The 18,899-nt window shown below is 40.7% G+C and carries 9 protein-coding genes and 2 tRNA genes; 2 read left to right on the top strand and 9 right to left on the bottom strand.

Translation table 11 applies throughout. The features are described 5' to 3' along the window. Positions 1-43 precede the first annotated feature (43 nt). Both H8796_RS03455 and H8796_RS03460 read right to left on the bottom strand, forming a co-directional pair. Entirely contained in the window at positions 44-1,732 is a 1,689-nt protein-coding gene (locus H8796_RS03455) for a S41 family peptidase (RefSeq protein ID WP_117936948.1), read from the bottom strand. Between the two features lie 45 nt (positions 1,733-1,777). Then, complete coding sequence (locus H8796_RS03460) at positions 1,778-2,767, bottom strand: adenosine kinase (protein ID WP_117936951.1); 990 nt, start codon at positions 2,765-2,767, stop codon at positions 1,778-1,780. A gap of 77 nt (positions 2,768-2,844) precedes the next feature. Here H8796_RS03460 and H8796_RS03465 point away from each other — a divergent pair. Continuing rightward, positions 2,845-2,918: transfer RNA gene (locus H8796_RS03465), tRNA-Asn, on the top strand. Positions 2,919-2,946: 28 nt separating this feature from the next. Continuing rightward, positions 2,947-3,020: transfer RNA gene (locus H8796_RS03470), tRNA-Asn, on the top strand. Positions 3,021-3,083: 63 nt separating this feature from the next. Here H8796_RS03470 and H8796_RS03475 read toward each other — a convergent pair. From H8796_RS03475 to H8796_RS03505, 7 genes are all read right to left on the bottom strand, one after another. Next, positions 3,084-4,109 carry a GntR family transcriptional regulator gene (locus H8796_RS03475; protein WP_009000958.1) on the bottom strand — a complete coding sequence of 342 codons (1,026 nt, stop codon included), beginning with the start codon at positions 4,107-4,109 and terminating at the stop codon, positions 3,084-3,086. 131 nt (positions 4,110-4,240) lie between these two features. Further along, positions 4,241-6,493 (bottom strand): FAD-dependent oxidoreductase, encoded by a 2,253-nt coding sequence (locus H8796_RS03480; protein WP_032854097.1) that lies wholly within the window; start codon positions 6,491-6,493, stop codon positions 4,241-4,243. Between the two features lie 73 nt (positions 6,494-6,566). Beyond that, positions 6,567-9,062, bottom strand: coding sequence for a glycoside hydrolase family 3 protein (locus H8796_RS03485; protein ID WP_099145726.1), 2,496 nt, complete (start codon positions 9,060-9,062; stop codon positions 6,567-6,569). Positions 9,063-9,078: 16 nt separating this feature from the next. After that, positions 9,079-11,124, bottom strand: a complete 2,046-nt coding sequence (locus H8796_RS03490) for an SGNH/GDSL hydrolase family protein (protein WP_199488029.1) — start codon at positions 11,122-11,124, stop codon at positions 9,079-9,081. A 2-nt stretch (positions 11,125-11,126) separates the two neighbouring features. Beyond that, entirely contained in the window at positions 11,127-14,555 is a 3,429-nt protein-coding gene (locus H8796_RS03495; RefSeq protein WP_117936955.1) for a hypothetical protein, read from the bottom strand. Between the two features lie 3 nt (positions 14,556-14,558). After that, positions 14,559-17,171, bottom strand: a complete 2,613-nt coding sequence (locus H8796_RS03500) for a glycerophosphoryl diester phosphodiesterase (RefSeq protein WP_117936957.1) — start codon at positions 17,169-17,171, stop codon at positions 14,559-14,561. Between the two features lie 18 nt (positions 17,172-17,189). Next, complete coding sequence (locus tag H8796_RS03505; protein ID WP_081352709.1) at positions 17,190-18,896, bottom strand: DUF5017 domain-containing protein; 1,707 nt, start codon at positions 18,894-18,896, stop codon at positions 17,190-17,192. Between the last annotated feature and the right edge of the window lie 3 nt (positions 18,897-18,899).

Below are 18,899 nucleotides of genomic sequence, written 5' to 3' on the forward strand. Positions count from 1 at the left end.
TCAAGCTACCATTTCAGCTTGGGGCTTCTTGAAAAATAGTCCATTATTTCTTGGCAGCCGGAGCACTAAGCATTTCTTTATATTTCACCGGATCATTCAGAATTTTCATTGCTTCCTTCAAACCGTCATCATCCTTCAACTGCTGGATGATATTACCACGTTGGTAATAGTAACGCTTGATAATTTCAGTAGCAATCATCTTCTTTATATCAGATGAGAAATAATCCAAGTCGCGGTCAAGATCATGGTTCAACTTCTTTTCAAGTGCTTTGAACTCCTCTGAAGCATCATCCATATACCCTTCAAACTCAGCAGCTTCTTTCAACGTTTTCAGAATTTTCTCGCTTTGCTGGTCATATTTGAAGTCGGCTTTCTTCACCAACGCTTTAAAATCATTATAATCGGCATCTGTCACCTCAAACTTCTCCGGAGCAACGATGGTAGGATGTTTCAAACAATACTGTGTTGCATAATCGAAAATCAGATTATCGCGTACCAGATAGAAGAGGATATTCGGTAATTTCTCCTGTTTGATAACAATATCCGGCATTACACCACCTCCGTCGCGTACTTCACGTCCGGCAGCCGTATGGAATACCTTAGTCAAACTATCAGGAATGGTTCCTACACTTCCATCTTCATTACGATGCTTGTAATCAATAGCCTGTACACAACGGCCACTTGGAATATAATATTTGGAGGTAGTCACTTTCATCGTTCCGCCATAAGGCAAAGAGCGGGGAACCTGTACCAATCCTTTTCCGAAGGTACGATTACCAACGATAACGGCACGATCGAGATCCTGCAGAGAACCTGATAAAATTTCGGAAGCAGAAGCGGTTCCACTATTTACCAGTACCACAATCGGAATATCCAAATCCAACGGTTCGCGCAATGTCTTATAAATGTTACTAGCCTGTTTGATTTTTCCTTTTGTCGTCACAATCACCTTTCCACGCGGTAAGAAATAATTCGCAATTTCTACTGCTTCATCCAGCAATCCGCCGCCATTACTACGAAGGTCTATCACCAACGAAGTAGCGCCCTGTTTCTTCAAATCCAGAAATGCTTTCTTAAACTCTTTGGAAGGGTTGCCAGAGAAAGTGCTAAGGCTGATGTAACCCACCTTATTATCCAATACGGCAGTATAAGGAATCGCCGGATTCTGAATAGACTCACGTACAATCGTGAATTCCATCGGTGTACGTCCACCTTTCTCATTCGGGCGCTCAATCTTTAGCTTAAAGCTGGTACCTGCCTGTCCACGTAACATCTGGCTGACTTCCGCGTTATTCTTACCGGCAAGATCCTGTCCGTCAATCTCCATCAGGATATCTCCCGCTTTCAGACCGGCTTTTGCAGCAGGCGTTCCCTCGAAAGGTTCAGAAATCATCGAACGCTTTAGTTTCGTATTATAAGCAATGTAAGAACCCATTCCACCAAATGATCCTTTAATCATCTGCTCCAGTTCACTCTGATCTTCTTCCGGGAAATATTCCGTATAAGGATCCAGCGTATAAAGCATATTATCGATTCCTTCCCGAATCGTTTTATTCGGATCAATGGTATCTACATAGAACATATCCAGTTCTTTCACAATCGCATTAAATATATCCAGATTCTTTGCAATCTGGAAATTACGGTCGTCTCCACTCTTGAAACTAAAGAAAGCAACTGTGGCTATCACCGCTACTGCAACAATAGCTATCTGCCTGTTCAGCAATTTTTTCATACCTCTTTCAATCTAAATGAGTCGTAAAAGTAGCTCAATCCTTTGTTATTCCGCCAGAATCCTGTTAATATTTAACTTAATTTCATCCCAGCGTTCCTGTGGTATCGTTGTTCCGATTACCTGAATAACATTTCCCGAGAGAATAGAACCTATTTTTGCACATTTATCCAACGAATATCCGCAAGTCAATCCGTATAAGAATCCGGAAGCAAAATAGTCACCGGCACCGGTAGTATCCACCACTTTTTGAACCGAAATGGCCGAAACCTTTATTTCTTCTGTCCCTTTGCGGATATAAGAACCGTTTGCCCCGACTTTTACGATAGCAATACTGCATTTCTTGGCAATCACTCTCAAAGCTTCCTCCGGCTCCTTGCCGGTAAAGGCTTTCGCTTCCTCTTCGTTTGCAAAGACAATGTCGACATATTTGTTGATTAGCAAAGTGAAGAATTCCAGATCATTAGCCACAATGTTATAACTAGCCATATCGAGACAAATCTGCAAACCGGCTTCTTTAGCCAGTTCAATGGCATGAAGAATCATTTCGTGGTCCTGAACAAGATAGCCTTCTATAAATAGGTACGCGTAACCTTTAAACATATCCAAGGTCAGTTCCTCTGCTCTCAAAGAAGCCGCTGCTCCCAGATAGGTTCCGAAAGTGCGCTCTCCATCCGGTGAAATAAAAGTGGATGCCACACCGGAAGGCAGTCGATCTGAAGTCAATAATTTGTCTTCAATCTTATTTTTCTGCAGATTTTCACGAAAAAATTCTCCATAATTATCATTTCCCACTTTTCCGATAAACCCTGTTCCGGCACCCAAACAAGCCAGTCCGAGGATGGCATTTCCTGCCGATCCGCCTGTTGCCAAGTGGGTTTTCATCTGTGAAAATTTTGCGTTAATCTGCTGTAACTTAGCGTCATCGATGAGCTGCATGCTTCCTTTGGGTAAACCCATTTCATCCAAAAGAGTATCATCCTTCAGGGTTGCGAGTACGTCTACCAGGGCGTTGCCCAATCCTATTATTTTGTCCATTCCTAATATTTTTTTTGCAAAGATATTGCATATTTCAAAAAAACCTAGTACTTTTGCATCGCAATTGAGAAAAACATTCTTCCTTAGCTCAGTCGGTTAGAGCATCTGACTGTTAATCAGAGGGTCCTTGGTTCAAGTCCAAGAGGAAGAGCAAAGTTGAAAATCTTGATTGCAAACATTCTTCCTTAGCTCAGTCGGTTAGAGCATCTGACTGTTAATCAGAGGGTCCTTGGTTCAAGTCCAAGAGGAAGAGCAAAAAAAGAAGCCACCTGAATGGGTGGCTTTCTTTTTTCAATATCATTAATAGAACTTTCTTTTAAAGAGAGTTACGTATAATCACTTTCGTCGGGTTACGCTTATATATTATATTTTTATTCAAGATAACAGAAGCCGCAGCCTTCCCCATCATCTCAAAATCTGTAGAAATGACAGTAATACCTCCTTCCAATATTTCTTTTACAGCTGTGTCATTATAAGAAATCAAACCTATTTCCTTACCTAACTCATATCCTTTCTTCTTTGCCAGTTTAATCAAGGATACATCATCCGTATCATATCTACTAAAAGTAATATAAGCATTCCCTTTACGGAAATTTTTCTCTTCTACATTCGATTCTATAGAATATGGCAGTTCACTTTTTACACAATAGTGCAGAAAACCATCAATTACTTGTTGTGCATGAATTGCTTCCGGACGCGCTATCAGAATCAGTTTTTCATATTTTTTCAACCGATCCTGCAACTGTAAAAGACTACAATAGATATCATAGCCATAATCTTGATAAATACAACTATAGTTACCACTCAATCCTTGTTGGTTATAATCTATGATTATTCTTTTTTCAGCCGGAATCAGGTTTAAAACATCTGTCACATCTTCCTTCAAAAAAGTAGCTATAATATAATGCGTATAATTGCCCAAGTTTTCTTTAATGAGTTTCTCAAAAACTTTATAGTTATGATGATGAAAGTAAATGTCAATATCTCCCACATCTTTCAAAGATTTGAAGATAGAACGATAGATCTGTTCACGCATCACATTCATCTTATCCAATAACAGAAATACATGATAAGAATGGTTTATAGAGACCTTCTTTACAAAATACCCTTTTCTATAAATTGCTTCAATTACCCCCATCTCCAACAAGTAATTCAACCCTTTCAGCAAAGTCTCCTTACTCATGCGCAATTGCGTTTGCAGTTGGTTAAGTGAAGGTATTTGATCGCCTATCTGAAGTGTTCCATCTTCAATTAGTGAATTAATATAATCCACTAACTGAAGATACTTCATTCGTGAAGCAGGTTTCTTCTGTTCCGTTATATCAAGATTTTCGTTTTGCATTACGACCAAGATTAAATAAAATTTTAGCAAATATACTTAAATACCATGATAAAGCAAACTATTAGACAGACAAAATCTTGTACCTTCTCCACACTCTCACAAGAACAATATTTTATTCAAAATATATTGAGTTATTCATAACACTTTACTGCAAATAAAGCTGCTGGAATCAGGCCGGAAGGATGTTCCAGAACGATTCTGATCTCATCCGTAACCAACTTCTCTGGAAATATAATCTCATTTATCGATTGATGATTATCATTCTTCTCATAAATCAATTGATTTGTGCCATCATATATTCTATATTTCTCTACACAGAACGGCATTTTATATTCCGGATGTGTCATTTGAACTGTTTCCATAGGCTGATCATAATCTGTATCAAAAAAGAGAGAGAGCTTCCCGACAGAAATAGCAGCATCCCATTTAATTGTCAAAGTCGGATTCGGATCTTTCAATTCTGCCACCCAAGCATTGGGTGATTGAACTGGACGGTCAATACCATTATTAATATTCGAAACAGGAAAAGCATAACAGTCTTTTTCTGTTCGAATAGCGATATTATATCCCTCTGGTCTCCGCTTCGGACACCAGAATTCAAATTCCTCTATTCCAATATCTTCTGGGGGAGTTTGTTTTCCAAAATTGGAAACAGCTTCATTCACCGTATTAAATACAGACAAAATTCCAGTAATCCTTTCTTGAGTATATTGCAACTGCACCAAAGGATTTTTCTTGAAAACAAGAAAAACATATTGCTCCTCCGGCATCACAGTTCCAAAAACTAACTCTAACTGTTGTTTACCTTGATGCAAAGCTAGTATTTTAGTTTCCAGAACCACATCCGGAGTATGATTGAATGCTTTACTGCTAATACGAAGTTCCACTTCCAAAGCTGTTTCTTCAGAAGCACAAAGATCAACTTGCACTTTTCCCAATACATCCCCTTTTTGTAAAGGAATCATTTGAGCTACAGACTCATCCAGCACCTGCATCTCCCCATCCGCCGGAAACCCCTTAAAATGGTACTCACTGGATGCAGTCAAAGTAGCTTTCGTTACCAAATTCTCTTCGTCCCTGATTATCATATCAGGGATATACTGCCCCATTCTTGATAATTTCTTCTGCAATTCAGATACTTTCCCTAAAGAATATACTTCTCTCGGAGAGATGTTTTCTTTCAGACACATCGCCGCAGCCATCGCAACAGCCTGAGCACTGTGTGCAGAAGTAGCCATTACACGGGTTGAACCGAAAGCAACATGCGATACACTAATAATTCTTCCTGCAAGGAAAAGATTCTCAATTCCCCTGCTATAAAGACAACGGTAAGGAATCTGATATACCCCTTTCGCATGCCACTGATTACAAGCAGATTCCTCACCGAACACGCCGGCTGCCGGATGTAAATCAATACTCCATCCGCCATAAGAGACCGCATCTTCATGATGTCTTTGTTCTATGACATCCTGCTGGATCAGCATATAGTCGCCTTCAAACCTTCTGCTCTCCCGTTTTCCGGGAATACAGCCTACCCATTCCAGCGTCATTGTCTCCGCTTCCGGATATTTACCCGAGTTCTTGATATAATCCCACGCTCCATAAATAACCTTCCACAGTTCCCATTTAATTTGTTCGGTATCATGTACCGTATCCAAGTCGCCACCATATTCAACCCACCATAATTTACAACCATGTTCTTTCGCATTGAAACTACGAAATCGGGGAACAGTCTTCGTAACATCCATTGCATAAGAAGGAGCTACATATTTAACCGGCTTGCCAGTATCCTTTGTGTAGAAATATAAACTGTGTCCCAAAAGTTCACCATAATCCTCTGCCGGTGCAAACTTTTCGCCAAACTCCTCTCTGCTTTCAGCCCCCATACGGTAAGGAGCCCCGGAAAGAAAACCGACAACGCCATCACCGGAAGCATCACAAAATAAAGGAGCAGTTATTTCGTACATAGTACTGTTCTGGCTACAAAACCCTCTGACACTTTCTATTTTATGACCGGCACTCTTTTTTACCTCATACACGCAAGTATTCAGCAATAAAGTTATATTTGGTTCGCTTACCACCTTGTCAAGCATGACAGAATCAAAAATGATCGGATTCCCCTCCGAATTACGGAACGTATTTTCCACCATAATTTCATCTATCACACCGCCTTCACGCGCCCAGCGATTATTATTTCCCATATGAGAAGTTGCTCCAAGCATCCACAACCTTATTTCGCTGGAACCATTCCCCCCCAATACCGGACGATCTTGTATAAGTACCACTTTCAGACCTTGGCGAGCCGCGGTTATAGCAGCACAAACCCCTGAAATACCTCCGCCTACTATTACAAAATCAGCCTGAAGGACATCCGTGTTAAACATTCTCACACTATTAAACTTATCAAGTACCATCTTCTCGTATCTAATTAATTTTACTTCTATTTTAGCTCTAAACCTACTTTTCTATCTGTATCACCTTACGCAACCGGATGTCGTCAGACGCACTTCCTACAAGCACTTCGTAACTTCCCACATCATAATCAAAATCTTTCAATTCCGTCTTATAATAAGAAAAAGCATCCTTATCCAACGTTATTTCTATTTCTTGTACGGTATTTTTCCTAATAAAATGCTTGGCAAACCCTTTAAGCTCCTTATAAGGTCTTTCAACCTTCGGGTTTATAGGTCGAATATATACCTGTGCTGTTTCTGCTCCGTCATGCTTCCCTGTATTTTTTACAGTAAACCGAATCTTAACCACCAAGTCTCTGCCTTTTTCCCTATCTATACGTAAGTCAGAGTATTTAAACGTGGTATAAGACATTCCATAGCCGAATGCAAATTGAGGTTTCGTTTCACTGACATCATAATGCCTATACCCCATAAAAAGTCCCTCTTTATATTCTACCCGCTTATCACCATCCACATCGTAATAATATGGATAGGCCGGATTATCTTCCCATTTCTTTTCAAAAGAGATAGGTAGTTTCCCACTGGGGTTTACCTTCCCAAACAGAATTTCAGCAACAGCCGTTCCACCCTCCTGACCGGCATACCACAAATGTAACAAAGAAGGAACTTTATCTATCCATTTTGACATATCCACATTTCCACCCGCATTCAGCAACACAACCGTATTGGGATTGGCAGCCGTAATACACTGTACTAAACTATCCTGATATTCGGGCAACTCGAAAGGACGATCATTACTTTCACGTTCACTACTTTCATTAAATCCAATGTTCACAATAGCCACATCAGATTTCCTGGCAATCTCTACAGCCTCATCAAAAAGCAATCTATCCTCTCTCCATCCAAAAGAAATATCAACAGGATGCACATTAGCAAAATATTCAAGGACAACAGGATATTCCTTCCCGGCCTCCAACGCCAATACAGTCTCACGAGTCGTTATTCCTTGGTCTCTCCACTCATTAATCAGCATTTCCGTACCAATCTTCAAGCGGAACCCATCGAATCCTCTGACTATGAACCGGTAATTAGCAGTCTTCTCCGGACGTACGACTCCACTCCATCGCATGGAACAGTGGTCATACGGAATACCTTTGTTTTCGGCAGCAATATGCCAGCCGTTACCTATATTAACAATCGTATCTATCACAGTTCTTGCCGGCGCTCCCTTTAAACGAATATTATCAAAGTATTCAGCTTTAAGTCCTTTAATCCGACTCCCCGCTTCTGTGTAAAAAATTGCATTAACAACTGTTTCTGTCAAGGTAGGTACTCCGGGTGCATACGAAATCTGAAGATCCTGTCCGACATTCTTTAACCCATCCAATACTGAAACAGAATGAAACGGAAATGTATAAGAACTTCCACCTCCCGATATATAAGAGTTTGCATTAGGACCAATCACAGCAACTGACTTCACTTTTGAAGGATTCAATGGAAGTAGATCATTCTCATTCTTCAATAATACAATACCTTCTCTAGCCAACTCCAATGCCACTTTTGCCGCTTCCGGATTATTGTATGGAATAGAGCTATCCAACTGTTCATTATCAAAAAAACCGAACCGAAACATTATCCTCAGAATTCTCTTCACTTTCTCGTCAATAGTCGCTTCCTTCACTTTTCCAGCTTTTATCGCAGGCATCAGATTCTCCTTATTCATCCATTTGGCACGCGGCATTTCCAAATCCAAACCACCATTAGCAGCCTCCACAGCGTCATAAGTAGCCGACCAGTCACTCATAACAATTCCATCAAATCCCCATTGTTTTCTCAACACCTGATTATTCAAATAATCATTCTGCGTGGCATGTACTCCATTCACCGGATTATAGCTATCCATAACGGCACCCGCACCAGCTTCCTGAATGGCGGCTCTATAGACAGGCAGATATATTTCATGCAACACACGCTCATCAATATCACTGCTTACATTGTTCCTGTCCCACTCCTGATTGTTCGCAGCATAATGTTTCAGAGTAGCCACCACTTTCTGATCCTGCAATCCTTTTACGTAACCTATAGCTACCTGAGAGTTCAAATATGGATCTTCCGTGAAATACTCAAAATTTCTTCCGCACAAAGGAGAACGAACGATATTCACACCCGGTCCCAATAATATATGTACACCACGTGCTTTAGAATCTCTCCCCAATTGCTTTCCCAATTCATACACCAGCTCTCTGTTCCAGGTCGAAGCAGTCAGTACCCCTGCCGGATAAGCTGTCGATTTTCCATCTTTATGCGTACCGACAGGACCATCCGTCAACTTTATCTCGGGCACGCCCAAACGTTCGATTCCCCTTATATAAAAGCCTTTATATCCTCCTATATAATCTAATTTTTCTTCCAATGTCATGCGGTGGAGCAAATCATTCGTCCTGTCCTCCACAGGAGCTGTTTTATCTTTATATATCTGAGCAAAGCCGCCCATAGAAAAACAACTCAAAATCCCAGCGATCATTAAATGCTTCATCATTCTATTCTACTATTTGTTATTTAATATACTTGGAGATAACCTCTTTCCACACTGCATAACCTTCAGCCGTCAGATGTAACCCATCCTCCCGATAATGTTCCGGAAATAATTCCCCTTTTGGTGTAAACATCGGATTATATACATCTGCGTAAGCAGTATTCATTTGTTGCTCTACAAACTCTTTTATCAACGCATTTGTCTGCTCGATCCTCTCTTTGTCCTTCAATCTCCGCACAGACGGTTTGATAGAAATAAAGATAATTTCCGCTTCCGGTTTTTCTTTCCGGAGAATAAAGAACAATCTCTTAATCTGCTCCAATATTTCATCCGGAGTCCATTGGTAACCAATATCATTATCTCCTTCGTAAACAAAAATCTGTTTAGGATGATAAGGGCTTATCAAGCGGTCTTTGTAATTAATCAAATCTATTGTTTTCGTGCCGGAAACTCCCCGGTTAAGAACCGGCTTCCCGGGAAAATCATCTGCCAAAGTTTTCCAATTCTCCATCGTCGAACTACCCACAAAAAGAATCAAATCTTTTGCCGGAGGATTGATGGAATCCGCCTTTTCATAACGCTTCATTTTCTGTTCCCACTTCAGTTGTTGTGGCAGTTTAGGCACTCCCTTTATGCGTTCGCATGGAATCGGTTTTCCACGTAAGAGTATCCTTCCCAAATAAATTGTAGACTGATCATACTTTTCAGGATGAGCTGTTATATCCTCCCATTGTTTATTACCGAGTATTTTTTTCTTGTCAGCTTTCTCAGAAGAGACTCGAATAGTTACTTGATGAATACCTTTTTTCAACTTTATCACATCATACTGCCCCCGATAACGATTGTTACACCAAGAATTAAAACGATTCAAAGTATAATTCCCGATACGATCATTCGCCTCATATAGATGAAAACCTTTAGTACTAATCTCTTTCAATCGAACAAATTTTCCATCAATCAGAACTTCCACTTGCCCTACTTCTGGACCGCCAATATCAAATAAGCCTATCATATCTCCTTCAAAGCCAAAAGAAAATGATGACCCTTCCTTACTACTAGTCATCACTGTATCGAACCAGCCAGAAAACTTCTTTAAAGAAGGGGTCACTGATGTATTAATCTCTTTCCATGAATTATCAAAAGAAGCAATCTGTGAAGGGATATACATTTCGGCTTCTTCCCACTCCGAACCGAAAAGCGGTTCAGGAAGCATATGTACCTGCGAAGCACTATTTTCTTTTCGTATTTTCTCCAGTCCTCGTGCAATCGCGGAAGCATATAAGTTCCCTCCATCAGTGATAGGGTGTACCCCGTCATTAGAGAATAAAATTTTCCCAACGGCAACTTCTTTGGTCCCTTTCCAAAGTAGCTTACCAGCCTTTTCAAGTGCTGCCGCCTCCATGCCTAAATGAATAGAAGAGAGTTGGTAATACGTTGCAATATCTTCCAATCTTTTAATCACTTGTGGAACATCCCCTTTCTGATAGACAGTAGCCTGATTCGTATAAATCGTATAAATCAAACAAATATCCGTATGAGGATTCTCTTTTATAATCTTTCGGATCATTCCCTCCATTCCGTCAGGATAACCACCATTTACGGCAAATTCAATAAAAATAAGATCCGGTTTGTACTGTAATACTTGTTCCCGAATCCGGAAAGCACCCAAATCCGTACCCGTACCAGACACTCCGGCATTAATCCATTTAAAACAGGTATTAGAAAAAGTATTTTCCATGTATCGGGTAGTTTGCAAACGATAGCAATAATCTCCTTGCGTTATGCTACCACCAATAAAAGCAACCGTAATTTCCTGCTCTTTCTTTATTTTTGAGTAAAAGTTAGGAAGCCCCTTTCTTACCGTACATTCTTTCTCATCATAATAATTTCCGAGTTGTATCAATGGAATTTCCTTATCTGCCGTTGTATACACCAAAGGAGAGGCCCCTGCCTGCGAAGCAGCAATCTTATCCAAATCAGCGCGACTTTGTCCATAAACGCAGGGAAATACCGTCATTAATACCATTCCTGCAATAATAGTCCCTAATTGTCGTATCTGTATCATTTTCATTTTGAATTAAGTATGATTTCCTCCGTTTTATCTACCTGTCCTTTCGAACTCACCGTTACTTTGACAATGGCTTTTTCGTCCATTCCCAATTTATAGAAACTCCATTCAAAGGGATAAGAAGAAACAGTACAAGATTGTCCATTACACACCACCGATACCGACATTTCTTTTTCCTTAGCCGGCGCAGTTTCAGCAAACCCATATACTGAATCCCATCCGAATGGAGAACGGATACGGAATAAGAACACCTTACCGAAAGGTTCTCCCATATCAACCACTTTTATTCCATTTTTCAATACAGGGTAACGATTCTCCTTGCGAGTTTCAGCTAAAGGAAACGCCAAAGCCCTGAAACCTTTCCCCGGAACAGATACCTTAATCGCATTTCCAACCCGGTTTACTTTTGCTGTCTTCCCTTTCTCCGTATATTGTACAATATCACCTTGACCAACCAATTCGGCAACCTTGTCCAAGCGAATAGTAAGTGATTCTTCTTGTTTAGATTCACCGGATAAAATCACCCAAAAATACTTATCGGAAACCGCAGTCAGATAGTTTACTGTCGGATTATCTATCTGAATCAACCCTTTCTTTATCCAAAGCTTTGCCTTGCTGTCTCCAAATATTTTCCCCTTCTCATTCCCGTAGATACGGTTCGTAAACCATACAAAGCCTTCCTGCTTGCAGAATGGAAAGTTAATATTCCCATTAGAACGTTCTATAGCTTCAGACACCAGGTAATCCCACGTAAATGCCAAATGGGGCGGAATATGGTGATAATAGATAGAGCTTACATCCGGACCCTTATAAGGAAAGTCTGGTGACAGAGTAATATCTGTATATCCTGTAGCATAATATCCCGGATAATTTGTAAACCGCCCAATCACTCCATTCCGGGCATAAGTCTCGTAAATAGGCTTACGAGTATATTGATAGAGACGAAGCAGATGAGGAGCCCAGTTACTCATAAAGACCGGACGCACTTGCTTTCCCTTTGTCCGCAGGAAATAAGTGGAAGGCTGTTCAAAACCTAGTCCGACCGGTGAAACAAGCCATTCCGGCACTTGCTTCTCTTGCGCATCGTTCGCCACGCGGGGGAATCCCAGACGATATTTCTCTTTTCCTTTCCACCACAGGTTTGTATTCCCATCAAAACGGTTTCCCGGATGAATCGTTTGTAAATCCTCTGTAACGGTAGGGAAAGATCTGATTCCCGCGATGGTATTAGAAGCTCCATATTGAGCCGCTTTCAAATATTTCTCTTCTTTTGTCAACTCATACAAGTCAATCAAGTCCCACCACGGAGCATACACATTCGTATTATAAAAAGACATCAATCCCACCGGTTGGGATGAGTTCTTATATATCTGCAAATCTATATACCGGTCGGCTGTAGAAGTAGCAAACCGTTTCCATTTCTCGTCTCCTGTCAAATTATAAGCGGAGATAGCCTGCACCCAAGAGAGAACTTGTGTAGAATATCCCTTTGTTTTTCTCAATGTATCCCCCGGCAAAGCAATAGAAACCAGCCACGGATTCAACCCTCCTAACAGACGATGTAAACCTTCATAATAAGAAGTATTGAACTGGGAATTAAAAGGATTGAGCCGAAACGTCTCAAGCGTCTTGTTGTATCCGCTTGGAACCAGGTCTGTAGCCCATCTGTATCCACTCCGAGACAATGTATATTCTATTGTTGGCAAAGAGCGTGACAGATAAAACTCCTCGTCTTCCGAGAGGACAGACGCTGCGATAATTGCCAAAGGAGCAGCATGTACTACCGTCGGAGCCGTTTCCGGATCCCCTTCAATATCATAGAATCCTTTAAGATGGGCATCCCATCCGCCATACTCTTCATTACGCATCAAATCCAGAATATTAAACATTGCCTCAGTCAGTGATACCTCTTTTTGCTTCCTGTAATCTTTTACCTTATATACTTGATCCGAAATATATTCTATCACCTCATTCCAACCTGCCGGAAGTATGCCTACCACAAACTTACGTTCAATCACCTGTCCTGCCTTCACATGAGAATCCTTCATCCCCATAACAGGAGCAAAAGCTACCGGCTGAACCACATTCTGCTCATTCTTGACGGAAAATCCCATCGGAGAAAAATCTACACTTCCCCATTCTTGCGGGAAAGTACTATCATCCCCACATATAAACGATGACATTACTCCACCCAAAGGAGTAGCAGATTCTGCAATAGCTAACGGCTGTTGCATCATTGAAGAAAGCATCATCACCGGATGTGAAGAAACTCGTTTATACTGAAACATCGGCGAAAGAAGTATATTACTCATATTCGGTTGGGGCACAGGCTGAAAAGCTGAAAGCCCCATACTATACATTCCATCAGTAGCCGGACGACAAGATAATCTCACCTCAACATGATTGCCTTTGGCAGGCAGCGTCCAGTAACCAGTGATAGAAGATCCATTCTTCGTAATATATTGTACTTCAATACTGTTATTGTCCTTGTTCACAGCTTTCACCGGAATAGCTTCACTGAGCACTCCCGCAACATAAGGATTCAAATAATCCTCGTCAGACTGTACCGTATATTCTTTTCCACCAACAGTAAATGAACTTTTTGACACCGCATTCTTCCAGGAAGGAAAGAATTTATCATTATCTACCGGACTTTGCTCCGCAGTAATAAGAAATACCTTATGGTCTTCCATAGTAGACAAGAAACGGCGCCAGGTTCCTTTCACCTTAATTTCTGTCCGGCAGGCAATCGCCTGGTTGTTTGCTCCAGCTTTTACAAAACTCACCCGAATATTCGGATTCTCTATATTAGCCACCACCTCTGCATCGGGCGATAATAAAAGCGGAGTAGACACATTATCAAAACCCGAACCTTTCGTCTCTATTTTAACGGGATTTTTTCTCCATTTGCCCACTTCTTTTCTATCCATCTCATTGGGGTTGATAGAGTGATCTTTTACCAATAGGATTGCGTCACATCGGCCGAAATTCCTCTTCGTATCATGCAATCGCAATAATACCTGTTTTTTTGCCAACTGCACACAGCCTGCATTTTCCCAATAGAATCCGACTTTTCCATGTTTTCCAGATTCTTTCATTGGTTTCTCATCCACACTTAAACGGAATAAGCGTGTCCCCGGCAGTTTATCATAATCCGCTGACCTCACCCATACATTATAGTCTCCTTCTTCCATTATATTGACGACCGTAAGCGCATCAAACTGTTCATCAAGACTTCCGCCACCGTTCAAACGGAGCATTGCACTCCCCATGCAATCTGCCGATCTATCTGTTGACCATTTTCCTTTGAACTGAAAAGCCTCAGCTTCAATCAAATATTTATCTTTTTGCGCATATATATTCAATCCTCCAACCACCAAAAAAAGGGTGCAAACAAGATTCTTTACTATCCAGTGATTTATGCTCATATCCTATTTATATTTAATCTTTAAAACCGTCAAGCCATATGCATCAATCGTTACATTCCAATTCTCCACTCCATCTACAAGTGTAGAATGACCTTGATTATTCAAGCTAGCAACGTTCTTCACCCGGATTTTCTTTCCAGAGAACAAACATTTCGTATCCATTTCAATCAGAGAAGTCTGCTTTTCATCATCATTATTCAGCAAGATAAGGAAAACTGTTTTCTCCTTCTCGTTCAAAGCAGCCATATATTCTATATAAGGATTATCCAGTTTAAATAATCCCGGACGCATTATCAAATCGGCTTTCGTACCAAATACCATACCAGACGTAAAACCATAAGTTAGATGGGGGCCCACTTTAGGAGTAATGAATCCACCCGGATAAGTTATCCCGCCATTTGAACGGAGAGATATTTCAGACAATAAATAGTCGGTAATCCATCCCACCTGCCACCAAGCATGATGTGGATAAGGTCCGGCTCCATTATTCATCGAGTCCCAATAATAGGAAGCGACTCCCGTTTTAAAATCCACAAATGCATCTCTTCCTATGGCAGCCGCACGTGCCATATTCAAAAATAATGAATCTTTTGTCAGCCTATACATCCGTACGAACATTCCGGCATGGCTAGCCAATAATATTGGTCCGCGATGATTGGCAGAACCAGCTACTCCACCATGCTCAAAACTCAATCCCACCTGACTGATCTCCCAATCTTTTCGTTCTATCCCTTTCACTTGTTTTACTACTGACGTCGGTATAGGATGCGTATAAACCGATGCCGTATAAATCTTAGCAGTTGATATAGCAGCTTCCTTATACTTTTCGTTTTTCGTCACATTATACAGTTCCAATAAGGCTTGTGTACTTTGGGCTGTGGCGAAATCCGGAACAAAACGAGTATCACCGCAAACGCCTAGGAAATGTCCTTTCTTTACAGCGTTCTCCACATACCAATCCGCTCCTTGTATAGCTGCCTGCAGATATTTCTTATCTTTCAATATCTCGTAAGCAATCAATAATCCATAAAACGTTGGTCGTAAATCTGTAATATCAGTAAAAGTAGGCTTTAATGTCTTATTCTCATAAGCTACTTCCCATTGTCCGTTGGGCTTCATCCATTCCAACAAACGGTCGGCAGCCAGTTTGACATGCTGTTTTAATTCCTTCTGCTGCGGTTCAAAAAGCAGAATATTACCCATATCCATCAACATATAATAAGTGGTTGCAATGGGTTCCGTATAAGGTCCCCACTCTTCGGTAAACCGTTTACTTTTATACAAATAATACTGTCCGGCAGAGGAACCACAAAGGAAATCTTCCTCCGCATGTTGTTGCATCAATTTAAAGTTCAACGCATTCGGCAGTCTTTTCTGTGTCAAGCGAGGATCATCCGTCAACTTTGCCAACATCCACATAGCTCCATAATCGGAGTTTTTCATGGCATCTTTTTCTGAATCATACACACCACCCAGATAGTCTTGTGCTCCAATTGTTACTCCCTTATATACAAGGTTATGCCATTTGGAAGTGCTGTCATTAGTAAGATATGCGTGCATATCATAAAGTCTTTGTGTCAATGAATATTTTGTCTGTTTCAACCTTAGAAAATCAGTGAAACGATAAATATCATTAATCGTATGTTTCAATACAGCATACCAATCTGCTTTCTGAATAGTATAACGGAAAGAGAAAGAAAGACTGTCCCCTACATTCATCAATGAATTCTTCTCTCCCAACACAGGATGATAAAGTGTAGGCGAGAATTCCCCTTCCCGGTTCATAACCGACAATCCGAGTTGCCATTCCGCATGCATCTTTTTATCCTTCGGCCAGGGATCTCTGCCAGTACCAGGTTCCGCTGTTACAGCAATAGTCACACCCTTTCTATCCGTTATCAGTGAGGATAATGTAGAAGCAGTACGTTCTCTTGCCACTACCGGTATGTCGGGGATTCCCTGACCATAGCCATACGCTTGTACAAAGTCTGTATTTATAGCATTCCCCTGAAATATTCCGGGAACGGTAGCCCATTGGAAATTATATTTATCTATTGAAACCAGCGAAGGGGTTGCCAAAGAATAATAACCTGTCTTCTTGGAATGCAATATAAAATCAACTTTTATATCATTCTGATGAAGAGAATCCATACACCATTTTTCCGTAATCCGCATCGTCTCATTTTCGTATCGGAAACAGATTTCTGTATCAGAAACACGTTTCACTGCCGAAGGATAAAAAACTATATTCTCTCCTGCTTTATTCATGGCAACAGCATTTGTGTTCTGTTGCCATGAAGGTATAATATAACGATATTGCGGAGCCGGGAAAAGAATCTCTTTTCCCGTATTATCATATAGTGCCTGTGGTGCCGTTTCCGGTTTTGAGGAAGCATATAAAACATTATGCTGATACTTAGCTATTTCCATTATCTCCCAACCATTCGTTCCCTTCACTTTCAACGTTTCTAATGTATATCCACCAACGCCCTTTTTCCATCCAAGTTCAAGTTGCTCATTAGTCAATCGCACAACGGACAATTCCTGGGCTGATAAAGCGATAGATAAGCTTAAAACTACGACTACAGAAAAATAGTTAATGAAATTCTTTGGCATCCCTTTCATTTTTATCAGTTATTCTTTTACTTCAATATTTAATTTCACTTGCGAATAATTACTTCCATCATACCAGTCAAATACAACCTTATAAACACCGGGAGTATTGTAAGTGTAGGTATAATCTTTGGAAGTAACACTATTTAAAGAGACTCCTTTATCGGGAGTACCTTTTCTGATATAAACAGGTTTGGAGATAACCCAATCGTCATTAGTTGGCTTATTAGTACCTCCTATTAACACTAGCTGTTGAAGAGTTACATTCCAATTTCGGTTCGGATTTAAACAGTCAACGGCTGTCCACCAATCTTTCGTAGACATCTTCGCTAAATTACTCCTAAAACCTTCCGGAGAAATCAAGTCCATTTCGAACGTTCTGACAATCCAATCATTCCGTTTCTCTACAGCTTCCTCTTCATCTTTATGATGAAAAGCCACAAATATCCGGGCATTAGGATCATCACCAGCAGCTTCTTTCAGACTAACTTCACCTGAAGGCGTTTTATCTGCTCCTGTCGAGAAAGCAAATTTATCTGACAAATCAACCCACGTAGCAGCTTCTACATGTCCCTTTTCGTACACACCATCAAAATCTGTTGATATTTTAAACTTTAAAAGTTGATCCACATCATAACGCACCCATGTCGAAAAATTCACCACGATGTCATTATCCGCATAAAACCTTTCTCTGAAATCAAAGTTATGTCCACTTTCTCCGGAATAGAAAACTACATTGCTGGCATTATTACCTGTCAAACTAAACGTTATAGGCTCTCCTACCTTACATTCCACTTTATCCGGCAAGACACTCAACGAAGCAGGAATCTCTTCTTCTACTTTACCTTGCACCTCCACAGTAAGCTTCGTCAATGCATGATCATTGCCATTATACCAGTCGGATGTGGTTTCGAATACAACCTCATAGATTCCCGGTTTAGTATATACGTACTTATACTCATCCATCGTGGTACTGATATTCTTCAACGCAACGCCCGTATCCGGAGTTGTTTTTCGGACATCAAAAGCCTGCGAAATAACCCAGTCTACATTCTTCGGCTGATTAGCTCCACCATCAATTAATATCTGGCTGGTAGAAGCAACATTCCATGTCACTGCTGGATTTTCAAAATCAACCACCTTCCAGCCCATAGTAGACATCGTAGCCAAATTGCTTCGTACCCCTTCGGCAGAAACGCAGTCAAGTGTGATGGAACGAATAATCCAGTTGTTCTGCCGTGCTTTCTGTTCATCTTCATAACGGAATGCAACAAATAACTTTGCATCCTCTTCCGCACCGACATACTCTTTCAAATTTACCTCCCCGGAAGGAGTCTGATCATCCCCTACTGAAAAACGGAACTTATCAGACAAGTCAATCCATGTAGCTGCTTCCACATTCTCCTTGTCATAGATTCCACTAAAATCAGAAGAGACTAAGAATTTCAGATTATGATAAATATCTCCATAACGCACCCAAGAATTGAATTTGACCAACAGGTCACCATCCGCATGATATCTTTCTTTATAAGCATAATTATGCCCTACCTCTCCCGAATAGAACACTATATTATCCGGATTTCCGTTCAACTTGAAAGTTACAGGTTCGCCCACCTGATAGACTTGTTTATCCAGCGCCACGTTCAGTTCCACACTTGGAGCCTCATCTTCCATGCAGGAAACCAGCCCCACAAGTAACAAACCGCAATATCTTATTATATTTTTCATGTT

This window comes from Bacteroides sp. M10 (genome assembly GCF_014334015.1).
Classification (GTDB): Bacteria; Bacteroidota; Bacteroidia; order Bacteroidales; family Bacteroidaceae; genus Bacteroides; species Bacteroides intestinigallinarum.